Origin of the sequence: Streptomyces sp. NPDC050617, assembly GCF_040654795.1 — a bacterium.
Classification (GTDB): domain Bacteria; phylum Actinomycetota; class Actinomycetes; order Streptomycetales; family Streptomycetaceae; genus Streptomyces.
In genome coordinates this window covers 131,806-149,996 of the sequence record NZ_JBFAIS010000006.1, presented here as the reverse complement: position 1 = coordinate 149,996, position 18,191 = coordinate 131,806, and the positions used below count along the sequence as shown (strand labels likewise).

15 protein-coding genes are annotated in these 18,191 nt (G+C 74.0%); 11 read left to right on the top strand and 4 right to left on the bottom strand.

Annotated features, from left to right (window positions below):
- The first annotated feature begins 114 nt into the window (after positions 1-114).
- From AB0I49_RS10840 to AB0I49_RS10805, 8 genes are all read left to right on the top strand, one after another.
- Positions 115-2,289, top strand: a complete 2,175-nt coding sequence (locus AB0I49_RS10840) for a hypothetical protein (RefSeq protein WP_363226544.1) — start codon at positions 115-117, stop codon at positions 2,287-2,289.
- Positions 2,290-2,348: 59 nt separating this feature from the next.
- Entirely contained in the window at positions 2,349-3,851 is a 1,503-nt protein-coding gene (pelF, locus tag AB0I49_RS10835; RefSeq protein ID WP_363226543.1) for a GT4 family glycosyltransferase PelF, read from the top strand.
- A 17-nt stretch (positions 3,852-3,868) separates the two neighbouring features.
- Positions 3,869-5,353 (top strand): hypothetical protein, encoded by a 1,485-nt coding sequence (locus AB0I49_RS10830; protein ID WP_363226542.1) that lies wholly within the window; start codon positions 3,869-3,871, stop codon positions 5,351-5,353.
- A gap of 104 nt (positions 5,354-5,457) precedes the next feature.
- A complete protein-coding gene (locus AB0I49_RS10825; protein WP_363226541.1) occupies positions 5,458-6,465 on the top strand; it encodes an SDR family NAD(P)-dependent oxidoreductase in 1,008 nt (335 codons plus the stop codon).
- 61 nt (positions 6,466-6,526) lie between these two features.
- Positions 6,527-7,240: a nucleotidyltransferase family protein gene (locus AB0I49_RS10820; RefSeq protein ID WP_363226540.1), complete on the top strand. Its 714-nt coding sequence runs from the start codon at positions 6,527-6,529 to the stop codon at positions 7,238-7,240.
- A gap of 9 nt (positions 7,241-7,249) precedes the next feature.
- Positions 7,250-8,164 carry an NAD(P)-dependent oxidoreductase gene (locus AB0I49_RS10815; protein WP_363226538.1) on the top strand — a complete coding sequence of 305 codons (915 nt, stop codon included), beginning with the start codon at positions 7,250-7,252 and terminating at the stop codon, positions 8,162-8,164.
- Positions 8,161-8,853 carry a spherulation-specific family 4 protein gene (locus AB0I49_RS10810; RefSeq protein ID WP_363226537.1) on the top strand — a complete coding sequence of 231 codons (693 nt, stop codon included), beginning with the start codon at positions 8,161-8,163 and terminating at the stop codon, positions 8,851-8,853. Before AB0I49_RS10815 ends, AB0I49_RS10810 begins: the two co-directional genes overlap by 4 nt.
- A 47-nt stretch (positions 8,854-8,900) precedes the next feature.
- Positions 8,901-9,656, top strand: a complete 756-nt coding sequence (locus AB0I49_RS10805) for an endo alpha-1,4 polygalactosaminidase (protein ID WP_363226709.1) — start codon at positions 8,901-8,903, stop codon at positions 9,654-9,656.
- A 21-nt stretch (positions 9,657-9,677) separates the two neighbouring features.
- Here AB0I49_RS10805 and AB0I49_RS10800 read toward each other — a convergent pair whose 3' ends face one another.
- The 3 genes from AB0I49_RS10800 to AB0I49_RS10790 all read right to left on the bottom strand — a co-directional run bounded on the left by AB0I49_RS10800 (position 9,678) and on the right by AB0I49_RS10790 (position 12,332).
- Positions 9,678-10,454, bottom strand: a complete 777-nt coding sequence (locus tag AB0I49_RS10800; protein WP_363226536.1) for an enoyl-CoA hydratase — start codon at positions 10,452-10,454, stop codon at positions 9,678-9,680.
- Positions 10,451-11,539, bottom strand: coding sequence for an enoyl-CoA hydratase/isomerase family protein (locus AB0I49_RS10795; RefSeq protein ID WP_363226535.1), 1,089 nt, complete (start codon positions 11,537-11,539; stop codon positions 10,451-10,453). Before AB0I49_RS10795 ends, AB0I49_RS10800 begins: the two co-directional genes overlap by 4 nt.
- Positions 11,540-11,756: 217 nt before the next feature.
- Positions 11,757-12,332 (bottom strand): histidine phosphatase family protein, encoded by a 576-nt coding sequence (locus tag AB0I49_RS10790; protein WP_363226534.1) that lies wholly within the window; start codon positions 12,330-12,332, stop codon positions 11,757-11,759.
- Positions 12,333-12,633: 301 nt separating this feature from the next.
- On the opposite strand from AB0I49_RS10790, the gene AB0I49_RS10785 reads away from it, so the two are divergent.
- The 3 genes from AB0I49_RS10785 (at position 12,634) to AB0I49_RS10775 (ending at position 16,237) form a co-directional block, all read left to right on the top strand.
- Positions 12,634-12,858 (top strand): CbtB domain-containing protein, encoded by a 225-nt coding sequence (locus tag AB0I49_RS10785; RefSeq protein WP_363226533.1) that lies wholly within the window; start codon positions 12,634-12,636, stop codon positions 12,856-12,858.
- 58 nt (positions 12,859-12,916) lie between these two features.
- Positions 12,917-13,681, top strand: a complete 765-nt coding sequence (locus AB0I49_RS10780) for a CbtA family protein (RefSeq protein ID WP_363226532.1) — start codon at positions 12,917-12,919, stop codon at positions 13,679-13,681.
- 141 nt (positions 13,682-13,822) lie between these two features.
- Entirely contained in the window at positions 13,823-16,237 is a 2,415-nt protein-coding gene (locus AB0I49_RS10775; RefSeq protein ID WP_363226531.1) for a tetratricopeptide repeat protein, read from the top strand.
- A 61-nt stretch (positions 16,238-16,298) separates the two neighbouring features.
- On the opposite strand, the gene AB0I49_RS10770 is transcribed toward AB0I49_RS10775, so the two are convergent.
- Positions 16,299-18,125: a hypothetical protein gene (locus tag AB0I49_RS10770; RefSeq protein ID WP_363226530.1), complete on the bottom strand. Its 1,827-nt coding sequence runs from the start codon at positions 18,123-18,125 to the stop codon at positions 16,299-16,301.
- Between the last annotated feature and the right edge of the window lie 66 nt (positions 18,126-18,191).

Here is an 18,191-nt window from a genome sequence, read left to right as displayed (position 1 = left end):
TCACCGCACTCGAAGGATGACATCGGTTTCGCGTGCGGGCGGCGCTCTTCGTGCTGCGCACGCGCCTTTACCGGACGGCGCCGCGCGTGCGGTCCGTCCCGGGGGGAGAACACCATGGGGCAACTGGTCCGACTGGCATCGGCATGCGCCGCGGCCGCACTGCTCGTGATGGCGCTTCCGGCGTCCGGAGCGAGCGCCGCGGACGACATACCCAGAGTCGACTTACGGGTCCTGGTCGTCGACGACGGCGAGCCCGCCACGGCGGCGATACGCGCCGAACTCACCGGCACCGGCACGCCGTTCACCACCGTCAAGCTCGCCGACAGCGGCCGCGCCCGCATCGACGAGGCGTTTCTCAGCGACACGGTTGACGGGCGGCCGCGCGCCAAGTACCAGGGCGTGGTACTGCCGAACGACAACCCCTTCGGGGCCGACTCGAAGGAAATGGCCGCGCTGGCCGCGTACGAGAAGCGTTTCGGCGTACGGCAGGTGGACGCCTACACCTACGCCCGCCCGGCCGTCGGCCTCAATCTCGCGCAGGACTCCGGATACCTCGGCCCGCTGGACGGGCACACCGCCCAGGTGACGGCGGCCGGCGCGGCAGGGCCCTTCAAATACCTCAGTGGAAACGTTCCTTTTGAGGACAACGACTCGTCCGTGGACGAGAGTTACGGCTATGCGGCCGTACCGCTCGCCAAGCAGCAGGACGGCGCGACCTTCACCACTTATCTCGACACCGCCATTCCCGGCAGCACCGCCCGCGGCTCCCTGATCGGCCAGTACACGCACGACGGGCGCAGCGAACTCGTGGTGACCTTCGTCTACAACGAGTACCAGAGCCAGCAGCGGCTCGTGTCGCGCGGCGTCGTGGAGTGGCTGACCCAGGGCATCCACCTGGGCGCCTCCCACAACTACTTCTCCATCCACGTCGACGACCTCTTCGCCGCCGACGACCGGTGGGACAGCGACCTCAACTGCACGCCCGGCGACGTCGACTGCCCCGGCGGCACCGAGCCCGACACCAGCCCCATCCGGATGACCACCGACGACGCGGAGCACGCGAAGGAGTGGTCGAAGGAGCACGGCATCAAGATCGACTTCGCGTACAACGGCGGCGGCAGCATCGAGTACAAGGCGGAGCACGGCGGCAAGGACCCGCTCGCCGAGAAGTTCGTGGCCGACCAGGGCTCGTACCGCTGGATCAACCACACCCTGAGCCACGCCTGGCTCGGCTGTGTGCAGGACCTCAGCGTGGTGCCCTGGAAGTGCAAGACGGACGCCGCCGGCAAGCCGCTGTGGACCCCGCGCTCCGAGATCGTCTCGCAGATCCAGGACAACCTCGACTGGGCCAGGAAGGAAGGGCTGACCGTAGAGCCGGACGAGCTGGTCACCGGCGAGCACTCCGGCCTCTCGACCACGCCGCAGCAGCCCGACGACAACCCCGAGCTCGCGCCCGCCCTCACCACGACCGGCGCCACCTGGCTCGGCAGCGACACCTCCCGTGAGAAGGGCCAGCGCACGGTCGGCCCGGCGCTCACCGTGCCCCGCTACCCCATGAACGTCTTCTACAACGCGGGCAAGGCCGCCGAAGAGGTCGACGAGTACAACTGGATCTACGGCAAGAAGGCCGACGGCGGCAGCGGCACCTGCGAGACCTCCACCAACACCACCTGCCTGCCCGCGCCGCTGGACATCGAGACCGGCTACACCTCGTACATCGTGCCGCTCGAAGCCCGCATCGCCCTCGGCCACGTGCTGGGCAACGACCCGCGCCCGCACTTCATGCACCAGTCCAACCTCTCCGAGGAGCGCATCGGCTACGTGGCGCTCGAGAAGATCCTCGGCGACTACAAGGCCCTGTTCGCCGACAACACTCCGCTGGTCAACCCGCGGATGAGCGACGCCGGCGTTGAGCTGCGCGAACGGGCCGACTGGCAGCGGGCCGTCGCCGCCGGACAGGTCACCGCCTACCGGATCGGCTCGGCCGTCACCGTCAGCGCTCCCGCCGGCGTCAAGGCGCCGGTGACCGCCCCCGAGGGCACCGTGCAGAAGAGCGGAGGCTCCCAGACGCCCTTCGGCGACGCGTACGCGGGGCAGCGCTCCGGCTGGGCCGCGCCCGCGGCGGGGCAGGCCGACATCGCCCTCGACCTCCCCGCGGCGCTCACCCCGCACCCGGCGGCGCACGCCGGCCCCGCCGCGCACGTACAGCGCCCGGCCGCCGGCCTGCCGGTCCCGGCCGGAGCGCGCCACCCGGTCGGCTACGGACCCGGAGACACCACCCGGCGGTAGGAGGACCGCCGTTCCGCACCGTCTCCAGGGAAGTACCAAATCGGGGAGAAGCGACTTCCATGCACGAACCGCCTGCCGGACCGGGGTTCGGCACCGTCTCGGTGACGCTGCTCACCGAAGGCACCTATCCGCACAGCCACGGCGGCGTAAGCGTCTGGTGCGACCAGCTCGTCCAGGGCATGCCGGACGTCGATTTCAAGATCATCGCGGTGACCGGGACCGGCCAGGAGAAGTTCGCCTGGCAGCTCCCGGCCAACGTCGAGGGATGCGAATGCCTTCCGCTGTGGGGGGCGGCGCCGGACGGCGCCGCCCCGCGCCGCCGCGCCATGCGCCAATTCCTGGACGGCTACGAGAAGTTCCTGTGCGCGCTCCTCGACCCCGACCAGGAATACCACTTCTCCGACGAGCTCTACCGACTGGCCGACTACGCCGAGCGCGGCACGCTCTCCGCGGCGCTGCGCTCGGAGGCCGCCACCCGCACCCTCGCCAGGCTGTGGACCGACCCCCGGCTGCCCACCGCGGCCGCCCGGCCCACCCTGCACGACGCGCTGACCGCGACCGACCTGCTCGAACACGCGCTGCGCCCGCTGGCCGCGCGCCCCGCACCCGGCGGGGTCGCGCACGCGGTCAGCGGCGGGCTCGCGACGCTGCCGGGGCTGATCGCCCACCACCGGCACGGCACGCCGTTCCTCCTCACCGAGCACGGCATATACCTGCGCGAACGCTATCTGGGCTTCCGCAAGGAGCCCTACCGCTGGCCCGTACGGGCCCTGATGCTCGGCTTCTTCCGGCTGCTCGCCCAGGAGAGCTACCGGTGCGCCGCGCTCGTCACGCCCGGCAACCGCTACAACCGGCGCTGGGAGGAGCACGGCGGCACCTCGCCCGACCGCATCCGCACCGTCTACAACGGCGTGGACCCCGCCGCCTTCCCCTTCGCCGGACCCGAACCCGAGGAGCCGACGCTCAGCTGGGCCGGCCGCGTCGACCCCATCAAGGACCTGGAGACCCTCATCCGCGCCTTCGCGATCGTACGGACCGAGATCCCCGCCGCCCGGCTGCGGATCTTCGGCGGCACGCCGCGCGGCGCGGAGGGCTACCGCAAGGGCTGCGAAGCGCTCGCCGCGGAACTGGGCGCGGCCGACGCGGTCACCTTCGAGGGGCGGGTCGAGGACATCCGGGACGCCTACGCCGCCGGGAACGTCGTCATGCTCTCCAGCATCAGCGAGGGCTTCCCCTTCACCCTGATCGAAGCCATGTCCTGCGGCCGCGCCACCGTCTCGACGGACGTCGGGGGAGTGCGCGAGGCCGTCGGCGACAGCGGACTCGTCGTGCCGCCGCGGGACCCGGAGCGGATGGCCCGCGCCGCGCTGCGGCTGCTCGGCGACCAGGAGGAGCGCACCAAGATGGGCCAGGCGGCCAGGCTACGGGTGATCGAACAGTTCACACTCCGTCAGACGATCACCGCATTCCGCGACATCTACCACGAACTCATCGACACCTCCGGCCAGTTCACGGCCGAGGAAGCCCCCGCCATGGCCATGGCAGCGGGCGGTGCCGGATGAGCGGCTTACTCAGACTCGTGCCTCCCGACGACCCCGAACCCGTACCCCGACTGCACTGGGGGCCGCCGCCCGACGGCGGCCCCGCGACCACCCGCCGGCTGCGCGCCGCCGCCGAGGGCCCGGCCCGGCCGCACCGGCGGCCCGGCTGGGCCGCGGACCCGCTCGACGAACTCGCCGAGGAGCTCGCGGAGGTGTGCGCCGCCGCCGTGCACCCCGACGAGATCGCCGCGGTGCTCGAAGCCGACGGCATGACCGCCGAACAGGCCGCGGAGCGCTACGGCCGCCGCGACGCCTTCGAGCTCGCCGAGGACCTGTTCGCCAAGGTCCCCCGCGCCTATCCCGAACCCGGCCCCCGGCCCGACCCCTGGCAGGCCGCGCCCTGGCAGTCCCTGTTGCGCGCGGTCGTCTTCACCCTCCCCGGACTCGGCTACGGACTCGCGGAGCGCTTCCTCGCGGCGCCCCGCGAGCGGCAGACGGCGAGCGTCGCGGCGCTCGTCGCCTCCGCCCTCGTCGCCTGGGCCTGGAACCAGGGGCTCGCCCACCGCGCGTACGGGCGGCTGGCCTCCGGCGGCCGCGCGGCCTGCGGCCGGACCCTGCGGCTGGGCGCGCCGCTCGGCGCGGTGCTCGCCTTCGCCTCCGCGCTGGCCTTCCTCGCGCCCGGCGGCGTGACGGCCTTCTCCGCAGGCCAGGCGCTGTATCTGGGGGCGGCCACCGTCCTGCTGGTCCTCGGCGGCGAACGGCTGCTGCTGTACTGCCTGCTGCCCACCGCCGCCGGGGCCGCGCTGCTCCTCCTCTTCGACCTGCCGGGAGCGGTGCGCGCGGCCCTGCTGCTCACCACCGTGGGCGGCGCGCTCGGGGCCGCGGCCCGCGAGACCGTACGCGCCACCCGCGACGCCCCGCCGTCCGCCCCGGCCGCCGCGTCGCTGGCGGCGTCGGTGCCCTACGGCCTGTTCGGCCTGGCCTGCGGGGTGCTGACGACCTTCGCGGCGCTCGGCGACCGGCTCTGGTACGGCAACGGAGCGCCCGCCTCCGGACCCGTCGTCATCGCCCTGACGCTCAGCATGGGGGCCGCCGAATGGCTGCTCTACCGCTGCCGCGGGCTGTCCCTGCGCGCCCTCGCGCACAGTACGAGCACGGGCGGGCTGCTGCTGCGCGCCATGCGGGTGCTGGCCGTGTGCCTGAGCACCTACCTGGGGGCGCTGGCCGTGCTCGCCCTCGCCACGACGGCGCTGTGGCCCGGCAGCCCGCCGCTGACCGTGCCGCGCGACCTCGCCCTGCTCCTGCTGGGCGCGGTGCTGTGGACGGGGCTGCTGCTCCAGGCGCTCGGCACCGCCTGGGCCCCCGCGCTGCTGTGCATCGGCGCGGCCGCCGGGGAGGCGGTCGTGTTCACCCTGCGGTCGGCCGGGCCGACCACCGCCCAACTCGCCCTGTGCGGAGGCGCCGCGGCCGCGCTCTTCGCCGTCGCCACCGCGCAGCTCGGCCGGATCACGACGCACCGCTGAACGGCACCAGCACCGCTGTACGGCACCAGCACCGCAGAACGGTACGCAAGCCCGTAGAGGAAACATGCCGCAAAAGCGGTATGTCGCAATAGAGGAGTACCCGCATGACCGCAACCCCCCAGGCACCCGTCGCCGTCACCGGCGCGGAGGGATTCATCGGCTCCCACCTGGTCGAGGCGCTCGTCGCCGCCGGCCGCCGGGTGCGCGCCATGGTGCAGTACAACTCCTTCTCCTCCTTCGGCTGGCTGGAGACGCTGCCGAAGGAGGTGCTGGCGCAGACCGAGGTCGTGCTCGGCGACGTCCGCGACCCCGGCTCCGTCACCGGCCTGGTCACCGGCGCCGACACGGTCTACCACCTGGCCGCCCTCATCGCGATCCCGTACTCGTACCAGGCGCCGCACAGCTACGTGGAGACCAACGTCACCGGCACCCTCAACGTCCTCGAAGCCGTGCGCCGCCAGGGCACGCCCCGCCTTGTCCACACCTCCACCAGCGAGACCTACGGCACCGCGCTGACCGTGCCGATCACCGAGGACCACCCCATCAACACCCAGTCCCCGTACGCCGCTTCGAAGGCCGGCGGCGACCGGCTCGCCGACAGCTACCACGCCAGCTTCGAGACGCCCGTCGTCACCCTGCGGCCCTTCAACACCTACGGCCCCCGCCAGTCCATGCGCGCCGTCATCCCCACCGTCATCGCCCGCGTCGCGGCCGGGGAGCGCTCGCTCGACCTCGGCGACCTGCGCCCCACCCGCGACTTCAGCTACGTCAAGGACACCGTGGCCGCGTTCCTGGCCGTCGGCACCGCGCCCGCCGAACACGTCGTCGGACGCACCTTCAACGCCGGGACCGGCCGGGAGATCTCCATCGGCGACCTCGTGACGCTCATCGGCAAGCTCATGGACGCGGAGCTGGAGATCCGCGAGGACACCCGCCGGGTGCGGCCGGCCGCCTCCGAGGTGATGCGGCTGCTCTGCGACGCCTCGCGGCTGCGCGAGGCCACCGGCTGGGCCCCCGCCCACCACCTCGAAGAGGGCCTCGCCCGCACCATCGAGTTCTTCCGCGACCCGGCGAACCTGGCCCGGTACAAGACCGACATCTACAACGTCTGACGGGATGTCAAAAGGAGTCAGTGCCATGTCAGTTCAGTCACTTCAGAATGAGAAGGACCCTATGCACGCAGTGATCCTCGCCGGGGGCAAGGGCGTCCGCCTGCGCCCCTACACCACCGCGCTGCCCAAGCCGCTCGTCCCCATCGGCGACCAGCACGCGATCCTGGAGATCGTGATGCGCCAGCTCGCCGCGGCCGGATTCACCAGCTGCACCCTCGCCATCGGGCACCTCGGCCACATCATCCGCGCCTACGTCGGCACCGGCGCCCAATGGGGCCTGCGCGTCGGCTACACCACCGAGGACAGCCCGCTCGGCACCATGGGCCCGCTGCTCACCATGCTCGACCGGCTCCCCGAGCACTTCCTCGCGCTCAACGGCGACATCCTCACCGACCTCGACTTCGGCGACGTCCTCCGCGACCACCGCGGCTCCGGCGCCCCCCTGACCATCGCGACCTACGCCCGTCAGGTCGCCATCGACTTCGGGGTGCTCACCACCGAGTCCGACCGGGTCGTCGGCTTCACCGAGAAGCCCAACATGGACTACCGCGTCTCCATGGGCGTCTACGGCATCTCCCGCGACGCCCTCGCCGGCTACACCCCCGGACTCCCGCTCGGCTTCGACGAACTGGTCCTCGACCTGCTGGCCGCCGGCACCCCGCCGCACGCCTACGCCTTCGACGGCTACTGGCTCGACATCGGACGCCCAGACGACTACGACCGGGCCAACGCCGAGTTCGCCGGCCGCCGTTCCATGCTGATCAAGGGAGCGTGACCAGCCGCCATGCGCATCCTCGTCCTGGGCGCCGGCGGCTTTCTGGGCGGACACACCGCCCGGCAGCTCCGCGCCCTGCCGGGCGCGCGGGTCACGGGCGGGGGCCGCACCCCCGCCCGTACCCCCGACGACGGACTCACCGTGGACCTCGCCACCGCCGACGGACCCGCCTTCGCCGACGCCCTGCGCGCCCTCGCGCCCGACACCGTCGTCAACTGCGCGGGCGCGACCGGCGGCAGCCCCGTCCACCTCGCCGGCGCCAACGCCCGCGGCCCCGCCTTCCTCTGCGCGGCGCTCCAGGAGGCCGCCCCCGCCGCCCGCCTGATCCACCTCGGCTCGGCCGCCGAGTACGGCGCCCCCGACGGGCCGCGCCCCTCCGCCGAGACCGACCCCGCACGGCCGCTCGGCCTCTACGGCGCCACCAAGCTCGCCGGCACCCTAGCCGTCACCGAATCCCCCCTGGACGCCGTCGTGCTGCGGGTCTTCAACCCCATCGGCCCATACGCCCCCGAAACCACCCTGCCCGGCAGACTCGCCGCCGAACTGCGCCGCGCCGGACCCGACGGCACGGTCGCCGTCGGCGACCTCTCCGCCTGCCGCGACTTCGTCGACGCCCGCGACGTGGCCCGCGCCGTCGTACGCGCCGCCACCGCGCCCGGACCGCTGCCCCGCCTCATCAACATCGGCGGCGGCGCCGCCCGGCCCGCCCGCGACCTCGCCCAAGGACTCGCCCGCGCCGCCGGGTTCCGCGGCCGTATCGACGAGGGCGGCCAGGGATCGCGCCGCTCGGCCGCCGTGCCCTGGCAGCAGGCCGACATCGCCACCGCGCGGGCCGCCCTCGACTGGGCGCCACTCCACACCCTCGACGACTCCCTCGCCGACCTCTGGGCGGCGCACACCCGCAGCGCGGAGCCCGCGCGATGACGGGGCCCGATGGCGATACGGGCCGACGGCTGCTCGTACCGCTGTACGTCCACCCGGCCGTCGACCCCCAGGCGTGGACGGCGCTGGTCCGGGCCGCCACCCGGCTCGACGGCGTGATCCTCAACGCCGCGGACGGCCCCGGCGCCCGGCCCGACCCCGCCTTCACCATCGCCGCCGCCCGGCTGCGCTGCGCGGGCGTGCCGCTCCTCGGCTACGTCGACACCGGATACGGCCGCCGCCCGCTGCGCGCCGTCGTCGCCGACATCCGCCGCCACCGCAAGTGGTACGGCGTCGACGGCGTCTTCCTCGACCAGGCCGCGGCGCAGGCCGCGCTGGTGCCCCGCTACCGCCGGCTGGCCGTCGCCGCCCGGGTGCTGGGCGCGCACCGCACCGTGCTCAACCCCGGCACGTACCCCGATCCGGGATACGCCGAGTTCGCCGACCTGCTCGTCACCTTCGAGGGCGACTGGGCCACGTACCAGCGCGCCGAGGTGCCCGCCTGGGCGCACGGCCACCCGCCGGGGCGCTTCTGCCACCTCGTCTACGCCGTGCCGCACGGCCGCGCCGACGACGTGGCCCGGACCGCCGAACGGCGCGGCGCGGCCGTGCACTACGCGGTGCCGGGAGCCGGCGCCAACCCCTGGCAGACCGCCCCGCCGGCGATCGCCACGCGAAAGGAACACTGGTGACCGTACGACGCGCCCGCGCGGCGCTGCTCGTCCTGCTGGCCCTGGCCATGGCGGGCTGCACCCGGACCGGCCTGCCCGAGCCGCACGGGCCCGCGTCCACCGGGAGCCGCTGGCAGCCCGAGCCCGGCACCGCCTGGCAGTGGCAGCTCGACGGGCGCGTCGACACCACCGTGCGCGTCCCCGTCTACGACATCGACGGCTTCGAGAACAGCGCGCGGACCGTCGCCGCCCTGCACGCCCGGGGCGCCAAGGTCATCTGCTACCTCAACGTCGGCGCCTGGGAGAGCTTCCGGCCCGACCAGGACGAGTTCCCCAAGAAGCTGCTCGGCTCCAACAACGGCTGGGGCGGCGAACGGTGGCTGGACATCCGCCGCCCCGACCGGCTCCGGCCGGTCATGGCCACCCGGATGGACATGTGCCGGAAGAAGGGGTTCGACGCCGTGGAGCCCGACCTCACCGAGGCGTACCGCAACCGCACCGGGTTCACCGTCACCGCCGCCCAGCAGCTCGCCTACAACCGCATGATCGCGGAGCTGGCCCACGACCGCGGCCTCTCCGTCGGGCTCAAGAACGACCTCGACCAGATCCCCCAGCTGGTCGGCGACTTCGACTTCGCCGTGAACGAGGAGTGCGCGCAGTTCGACGAGTGCCAGAAGCTACGGCCGTTCATCGAGCACGGCAAAGCCGTCTTCCACGTCGAATACAAGCTGGAGCCGGGCGAGTTCTGCGCGGAGGCCAAGCGGCTGGGGCTCAGCTCCATGCAGAAGCGGCTGAAGCTGGACGCCTGGCGGCGCCCCTGCTGACCTCGATCCTCGGCCCCGGTGTCAGCGGTGCTCGAAGGACGGCGGGCGCTTCTCCATGAACGCGGCCATCCCCTCCTTCTGGTCCGCGGTGGCGAACGTCGCGTGGAACAGGCGGCGTTCGAACCGCACGCCCTCGGCCAGCGAGGTCTCGAAGGCCCGGTTCACGCTCTCCTTGACCATCATCGTGACGGGCGCGGACATCTCGGCGACGGCCGCCGCCGTGGCGAGCGCCTCGGTGAGCAGATCGTCCGCGGGCACCACCCGCGAGACCAGCCCCGCCCGTTCGGCCTCGTCCGCGTCCATCGTCCGGCCGGTCAGACACAGCTCCATCGCCTTGGCCTTCCCGACGGCGCGGGTCAGCCGCTGCGACCCGCCGATGCCGGGGATGACGCCCAGCTTGATCTCGGGCTGGCCGAACCGGGCGGTGTCGGCGGCCAGCAGGATGTCGCAGAGCATCGCCAGCTCGCAGCCGCCGCCCAGCGCGTACCCCGACACCGCGGCGACCGTCGGCTTGCGGAGCTGCCCCAGCCGGTCCCAGGCGGCGAACCAGTCGCTGAGATAGACGTCCATATAGTCGTTGGGCCGCATCTCCTTGATGTCGGCGCCGGCCGCAAACGCCTTCCGCGACCCGGTGATCACGACGCACCCGATGTCCGGGTCGCGGTCGAGGGCGGTCGCGGCGTCGATGACCTCCTCCATGAGCCGGAGGTTGAGGGCGTTCAGCGCCTCGGGCCGATTGAGGGTGATGACGCCGACCCGGCCCTCGCGGTCGAGCAGGATGGTCTCGTAGTCGCTCATCGGCTGTGCGTCCCTTCGACGGTGGTGTCTGCTGCCGGACCGAGGCCGAGTTCGCCGTCGCCGAGCGGCGCGAAGAACCGGGCCACGTCCTCGTCGGTGACCGCCTCCAGCGCCGCCGGCGACCAGCGCGGCCGCCGGTCCTTGTCGATCACCTGGGCGCGGATGCCCTCGACGAGGTCCGGCGCGCCGAGCATCGCGCACGAGACGCGGAACTCCTGGTCGAGCACCGGCCGCAGCGCGCCCAGGGCGCGGGCGCGGCGCAGCGCGCGCAGGGTCACCTTCAGGGCGGTCGGCGACTTCCCCATGATCTGCTCGGCGGCCTCCTTGGCGGCCGGGTCCCCGGTGTCCGAGAGCCGCGCGACGATCTCCTCGACCGTTCCGGCCGCGTAGCAGGGGTCGATCCACTCCCGCCACTCCTCGAACACGCCCGGCGGCGCGGGGCGGGCCTCCGCCCGTACGGCCGTGTCCGCGTCCGTGGCGGCCAGCGCCTCCAGCAGCGGCCCGAGGCGGTCGGAGGGGACGAAGTGGTCGGCGAATCCGCACAGCAGCGCGTCGCCCGCGCCCATCGCGGAGGAGGTCAGGGCGAGATGCGTGCCGAGTTCGCCGGGCGCGCGGGCGAGGAGGTGGGTGCCGCCCACATCGGGTACGAAGCCGATGGCGGTCTCCGGCATGGCGATCCGCGACCGCTCCGTGACGATCCGGACGCCGCCGTGCGCGGAGACGCCGACGCCGCCGCCCATCACGATGCCGTCCATGACCGCCACATAGGGCTTGGGGTACTCGGCGATACGGGCGTTGAGCAGGTACTCGTCGCGCCAGAAGCCGGTGGAGGCGCCGCCCGAGGCGGCGGCGTCCGCGTGGATCGAGCGGATGTCGCCGCCCGCGCACAGGCCGCGCTCGCCTGCCCCGGTGATGACCACGGTCGCCACGTCGTCGTCGTGCTCCCAGGTGCGGAGCGCGGCGTCGACGCGCCGGACCATGGAGTGGGTGAGGGCGTTCAGCGCCCGCGGCCGGTTGAGGACGATCCGGCCCGCCCGGCCGTCCTTGCGGAAGAGGACCGCGTCGTCGTCGGGGGAGGAGCTCATACGGCAGAACCTGTTCTCATCAAGGGGGGTGCGGGGGCGGAGGCGTGGGGACGGGTGTGCCGCCGCGCGACGGCGGGCGGACAGGGGCCGGCGGTTCGCTCGCGCGAAGGCGCGCTCCCCGGTCGCAGGGGCGGGACCGCGCCGACTGCCCCGCACCGCGGGCTTGCCCCCGAACATATAGTTGGACGTCCTACTAAGTCCAGGGCCGATCGAGCGGTCACGGGGAACCGGCCCCGAGCGGCCGCCCGCAGCGCAGATTCCACCGCCCCGCGCCGCCGGTCAGCTCCGTCAGCGCCAGCGGCGGCACGTCCAGCCGCCAGAAAGCCCGCGGGGGCAGGCCGAGCGCGTGGACGACCGCCGCGCGGACGGCAGCGGGCTCCGCGACGGCGAGCACCCGGCCGTCCGCGCAGCCCGCCAGCCACCCCCCGACCCGTCCGACCAGCCCGGCCACCGACTCGCCGCCGTGCGGCGCGGCCTCGGGGTCCGCCAGCCACGCGGCCACCGCGGCGGGCTCGGCCTCGGCCACCTCCGCCAGCGACCGGCCCCGCCAGCGGCCCGCGTCGAGATCGCCGAGCGCCGCGGCCTCGTCCGCCGCCGTCAGCCCCAGCGCCTCGGCCGTCTCACGGCACCGCCTGGTCGCGGCGCGCACCTGGCGGTCGGAGCGCGGCAGCCCGCCCGCCGCGGCGCGCGCCTGCCGCGACCCGGCGCCGTCCAGCGGCGCGTCGTCGCCGAACCGCGCCTGCCGCAGGTCCGCGTTGACCGCCGGAGACACCAGCATCACCCGCACCGTCATCCCGCCTCCCTCTCTCCGGACTCCCAGCACATCACGCGGCACAGCACGGCCGCCACGGCCGCCGGCACCGGGTCGCAGCCGGCATCCGGGCCGCCACACACCGTGGCGTCGCAGGTCACGGCGCGGTACGGTCGCGTGGACATGACGACGGTGTGACGGAAGTCCGGTGAGAACCCGGCACGGTCGCGCCACTGTGTACCAGGCCACGGCCCCGACTCGGGGCGGCGGCAGGGAAGTCAGACCCCGCACCGTCGTCCACGGCACCAACGACCGGGACGCGTGTTCCCCAGGAGGTTCTGCCATGGCACACCCCGCCGCCCCTGCCCCGAAGGCCCCCGCCACGCCGGCGATCACCCCCATCTCCCTGAAGAAGATCGCGCCGTGGGCCGCCTTCTTCGGCATCCTGATGCTGGTCCTCCTGTACTTCGTCGGCGCGGAGCAGGGCGCCACCTCGCTCATCTCCGGCGCCGACGTGCACGAGTGGGTGCACGACGGCCGCCATCTCCTCGGCTTCCCCTGCCACTGAGTCGCTTGAGACCGGTCACCGACTCACCGCACACACTGAGAACAAGGGGAAAGCAGTCGTGAACTCCATATCCGTACGAGCCCTGCTCGTACGCGGCATGCTCGCCGGCCTCGCCGCCGGCGTACCCGCCCTCCTCGTCGCCTACCTGCTCGGCGAGTCCAAGGTCGACTCCGCCATCGCGTTCGAGGACGGGCACAGCCACGAACACGGCGTCGAACTGGTCAGCCGCACCCTCCAGTCCACGGCCGGGCTCGCCACCGGCGTCCTGATCTTCGGCGTCGCGCTCGGCGGCATCGCGGCCCTCGCCTTCTGCGTCGCGCTGGGCCGCGTCGGCAGGTTCGGCCCGCGGGCGACCGCCGTGCTGATCTCCCTCGGCGCGTTGCTCACCGTCTACGTGGTGCCGTTCCTGAAGTACCCGGCCAACCCGCCGTCCGTCGGCGACCCCGACACCATCGGCAAACGCACCGCGCTCTACTTCCTCATGATCGCGCTGAGCGTGCTGCTCGCCGTCGGCGCGCTGATCCTGGGCCGGCGGCTCGCCCCCCGGCTGGGCAACTGGTACGCGACCGTCACGGCCGGCGTCGCCTTCGCCGTCGTCATCGGGGTCGCGTACGCCCTCCTGCCCGCGATCAACGAGGTGCCCAAGGACTTCCCGGCCACGCTGCTCTGGCAGTTCCGCCTCACCGCGCTGACCATCCAACTCGTCCTGTGGACCGGCTTCGGCCTGCTCTTCGGCCACCTCGCCGAACGGCACCTGATGCCCAAGGCGGCGCCTGGAGCCCGGCCCGACCCGGCCGCCAGGACGGCCGCCCCGGCGCGCTGACCTCCCGCGAGCCCGCTACGGGCCAGGCCCCGCACCACGCGGAGCCGGGCCCGCGGCGGAACACGGTCCGCGCGGACGGCACTCCCCACGCCCGCGATCTTCCCGATAACGTGGCCGGAGCGGCGTACTGGGGAGGAAACCGTGGATCCGTTCACCATGACGGCGGTGCTGTCGGCGCTCAACACAGTGGGGCAGGGGGCCATGTCGGGGGCCGCCGGGGAGCTGGGCAGACGCACCTCCGAAGGGCTGGCCGGGCTCGTACGGCGGCTCTGGCACAGGGACGGCGGCGCGCCCGACGATCCCCCGGCGGCCCCCGCCGACGACGATGAGCGCCGCCGGCTGGCCGCCCTGCTCATCGAAGAGGCCCGCCGCGAACCGGGGTTCGCCGACGACCTCGCGGCATGGCTGCGCACCGCGCGCCGGCTGGAACCGGCCGCCCTGCCCGCCGTCGCGCGACCTCGGCTGCTGCCGCCCGGAACCGCCGTGTTCACCAACCGCGACCACGTCCTCGCCGACATCACCGCCCTCCTCGACAGCCCGGCCGGCAGCGGCGGCACGGGGCCTCGTGTCGTCGCCCTCGTCGGGCCGGGCGGCATCGGCAAGACCGCGACGGCGATCCACTGCGCCCGCGCCCTGGAGGAACGCTTCCCCGACGGGCAGCTCCACACCGACCTCGGCGGCGACTCGGAGCGGACCGCCGTCGCCCCGTCCACCGCGCTCGTACGGTTCCTGAGCGGCCTCGGCGTGCCGCCCGACCGGATTCCGGCCGACGAACAGGGCCAGGCCGATCTGTACCGCGACCGCACGGCCGGCCGCCGCATGGTCGTCGTCCTCGACAACGCCCAGTCCGTCGCGCAGCTGAGGCCCCTGCTCACCGCCGCCCCCGGCTCGCTCGTCCTCATCACCAGCCGCCACCGGCTGCCCGAGCTCGTACGCGACTACGGCGCGCGCGTCATCCGCCTCGACCCGCTGACCGCCGCGGACTCCGTCCGCCTGCTCACCCGAATCGCCGGCGCCGAGGGCGTCGCCGCGCACCGCCCGCACGCCGAGGCGGTCGCGGCCCGGTGCGGCGGGCTGCCGCTCGCCCTCTGCGAGTCGGGAGCGCGGGTGGCCGTGCGGGAACACCTCGACTGGGCGGCCCTGGAAAGGGAGTTCGCCCGCCGCGACGAAGTCCGCCGTGCGGCAGCACGCCGAGCCGGAGCCGGAGACCTGACCGACATGGGCGACTCAGCCGACCGCGCCGACGACGACCCCGCCTACCGCGCCACCGACCTCTCCTACCGCGACCTCGCCGCCCCGGCCGCCCGCCTCTACCGGCTGCTCGGCGTCTGCCCCTGGCCCAGCATCCCCGTCGCCGCCGCCGCGGCGGCCGTCGGCGCGGGCGAGGACGAGGCGCGCCGCCTCCTCGAAGACCTCGCCGGAGTCCACCTGCTGGAGGAGGTCGGCCCGGAGCGCTACCGCTTCCACGACGTCGTACGGCGCCACGCCGAGCGCCGCGCCCACGAGGAGGACGGCCGCAGGGGCACGGCGGACGCCGTCCGGCGCATGGCCCTGTGGTACCTGCGCTTCGCCGCGGCCGCCGACGCCCGCGTCATCCCCGGCCGCTGGCATCTCGGCCCCGCCTACGGCCAGTTGGGCGCGGGCGGCAGTACGGAGTTCGAGTCCGCCCGTACGGCCCTCACCGCGCTCCGGCGCGAGCACGACAACCTCGCCGAGGCCGTGCGCGCCGCCGAGGAGTACGGATTCGACGAACTCGTCTGGCAGTTGTGCGAGGCGACGTGGTCGCTGCATCTGCGGCTGGGCCTCCACGAGCAGTGGGTGGCGACCCACCTCATGGGCGTACGGGCCGCGGCCCGCTGCGCCGAGGAGTTCGGCGACCGCCGGGCGGAGGGGCGGATGCGCGCCCAACTGGCCTTCGCCTATATGGGGCGCGGCCAATTGGCGGACGCCGCGCGGGAATTGGCCGAAGCGGCAGCGGCGGACGAGCGGGCCGGCCACCGCCGCGGACAGGCCACCGCCGTGGAGTCCCTCGGTCTGGTGCGTCTGCGGCAGTGGCGGTACGAGGAGGCCGAGCAGTGCTTCCGCCGGGCCCAGGACAGCCTGCGGGGCATCGCGCCGGGCGAGGACGGGGAGGCGGACGTACCACGCGCACTGGCGCTGCTGGAACACCACATCGGCCGCGCCCTGCGCGGCCAGGGCCGGCACGCCGACGCGGTACTCCAACTCCGCTACGCGCTCACCCAGTTCCATGACTTGCCCGAGCGCGACCGCTACAACGAGGCGAGGGTGCGGATGAGCCTCGGCGAGACGCTGCTCGCCGCCGGCGAACCGGCCGCCGCCCGCACGCCCCTGGACGAGGCGCTGGCGGTGCTGGAACCGGAGGGCGCCGTACTCCAGCAGGCGGACGCGGCGGAACTGCGCGCGGCCTGCGCCAAGGCTCTGGCGGACGCCGAGGACGAGGCGCGCCAGCTGCGCCTGGCACGCGGCTTGTACGAGACCTCGGGCGACGACGCCGCTGTGGCGCGGGTGGACACGCGCTTGGGGGAGCTGGTCTGAGAGCGCGGGCTCTCCACCAGTGCGGGGTGCCCCCGGCCGTCGCCCCGTCTGAGGGCCTCCGCTACTCGGCGCGCTCGACGGCCACTTGGCGGCGTGCGTCCCCCGTGGCCACGACGATGCCCGCGGCCGTCGCCTCGTCCAGGGACTTGCCGCCCGCCAGCCAGGCGTGCAGGGCGGAGGCGTAGGCGGCCGGGTCGAGCGGGTCAGGGTGGCCCAGGCCGTCGGGGGCGCCGGTCAAGTGGACGAGATCCCCGTCGCGGGTGCGGGCGGCGCAGCGGCCCGGCCCTGTGACGTACGCGGCGAGCGCGCAGTGCGGGTGGCGGTCGAGGACTTCCGCCGTCCACGCGGCCGGCGGGCCCAGGCGCGGGTCGTCCTCGGGCCCGTACCGGACGATGACGTCGGCGATCCGCAGGCGGCCGGCGTCCTGGGCGTCCTCGTGCACGACGGTGTGCGCCGCGTCCGAATCCGTCTCCGGGACCGTGTGCACGGGCTCGTGCGTCGGGTCGGCGTAGCGGGTGACCTCGATCTCCGGCGGCCCGGCGCCGAGCAGCCGGGTCAGGACGCGCAGCGGCGCGGTGCGCTCGGCGGGTTCGTACGGGGGGAGCGGCAGCCGGTCGAGGAGCGCGGGGGCGGCGGGTTCGGGGATGCCGATGAGGCGGTAGAAGGCGTGCCGGAGCAGCGCGGCGGACCGGCCGGGGGATGACGTGGTGTGGGAGGTCAACTCCACGTAGACACGCGGTTCATGACGTGCCATCACCCGGTCCAGCTGGGCGCGCAGGTCGCCGTGCGGGCGCAGCCTCGGCGCGGTGCGGCCCAGGGCCGCGACCGGGGAGTCCGGGTCGAGGTCGGCGTCGGCGAAGGCGCCCAGGAGGACGGGCTTGCCGAGGGCGGCGGCGTAGAACGTCACCGATCCGTGGTCGCCGATGACGCAGTCCGCCGCGATCAGGGCCTGGCGCCAGCCGTCCAGCGGGGGTATGAGCGTGAGCCCGGACCGGTGCGCCCGGTCCAGCCAGGCCCGTACCTGGCCGGGGCCGTGGCCGTACCAGATGTTGGGATGCAGGACGGCCGCCGTGCGGTACTCGTCCGCCGGCAGTTCGGTCGCCAGCCGGGGGAGCAGCCAGGGCAGCAGATCACCCTCGTCGCCGCTGCCGCTGTCGCCCTCACCGCCGCCGTCGCCGAACAGCGCGCGCGGCGACCAGGTCGAGTTGACCAGGATCAGCCGCTGGCCGGGGGCGACGCCGAGCGCGCGGCGGAAGCGGTCGCGCAGCGGCAGGGCGTCGAGCGCGCGGTCATAGCAGGGGTCGCCCGCGAGCACGGCGGTCGGCGCGGCCTCGGGGCAGGCGTCGGCCAGGCGCGCGAGCTGCTCGGGGTGGGACAGGACGGTCGCGGACGCGATGGGGCGGCCGTCGTGCAGCAGCCACTCGGGGGAGAGGCCGAAAACGGGCGCGGGCGACTGGTGTCCGGTGTCCGGTGTCCGGTGTCCGGTGTCCGGTGTCCGGTGTCCGGTGTCCGGTGTGGAGAGCCTCTTATTATAGCCGACCCCGTGCGACAGCACGGCCAACTTCCCTTGCAGGAGCTCCAGTTCACCGCCGTAGCTCGCCGACACCACAAGGTCGACCGGCGTCGCCTTCGCCTGCTCCCACGGCAGCACCGGCAGTTCCGCCGCCGCCAGCAGCTCCGGCACCCCGGCGAGGAAGGGCGACGATCCCGTGCACGTGGCCAGCGCCTGCACCCGCAGGTCGTCGCGGAACAGCGGCAGCACGTCCAGCAGCCGCGTAGCCGACGTCACGTTGTGCACGACGAAGAGCACCAGGCGGCTCCGGCCCCGCGTCACCCACCGCGCCGCGTCGTGCCCGACCGGCACCCGCAGCCGAAGCCCCTCCGTCACCCCGCCACTCCCTGCCGCACGCAACCGCAACCGCCACCGTCACCGAATCAAGAACGCCGCGCGATG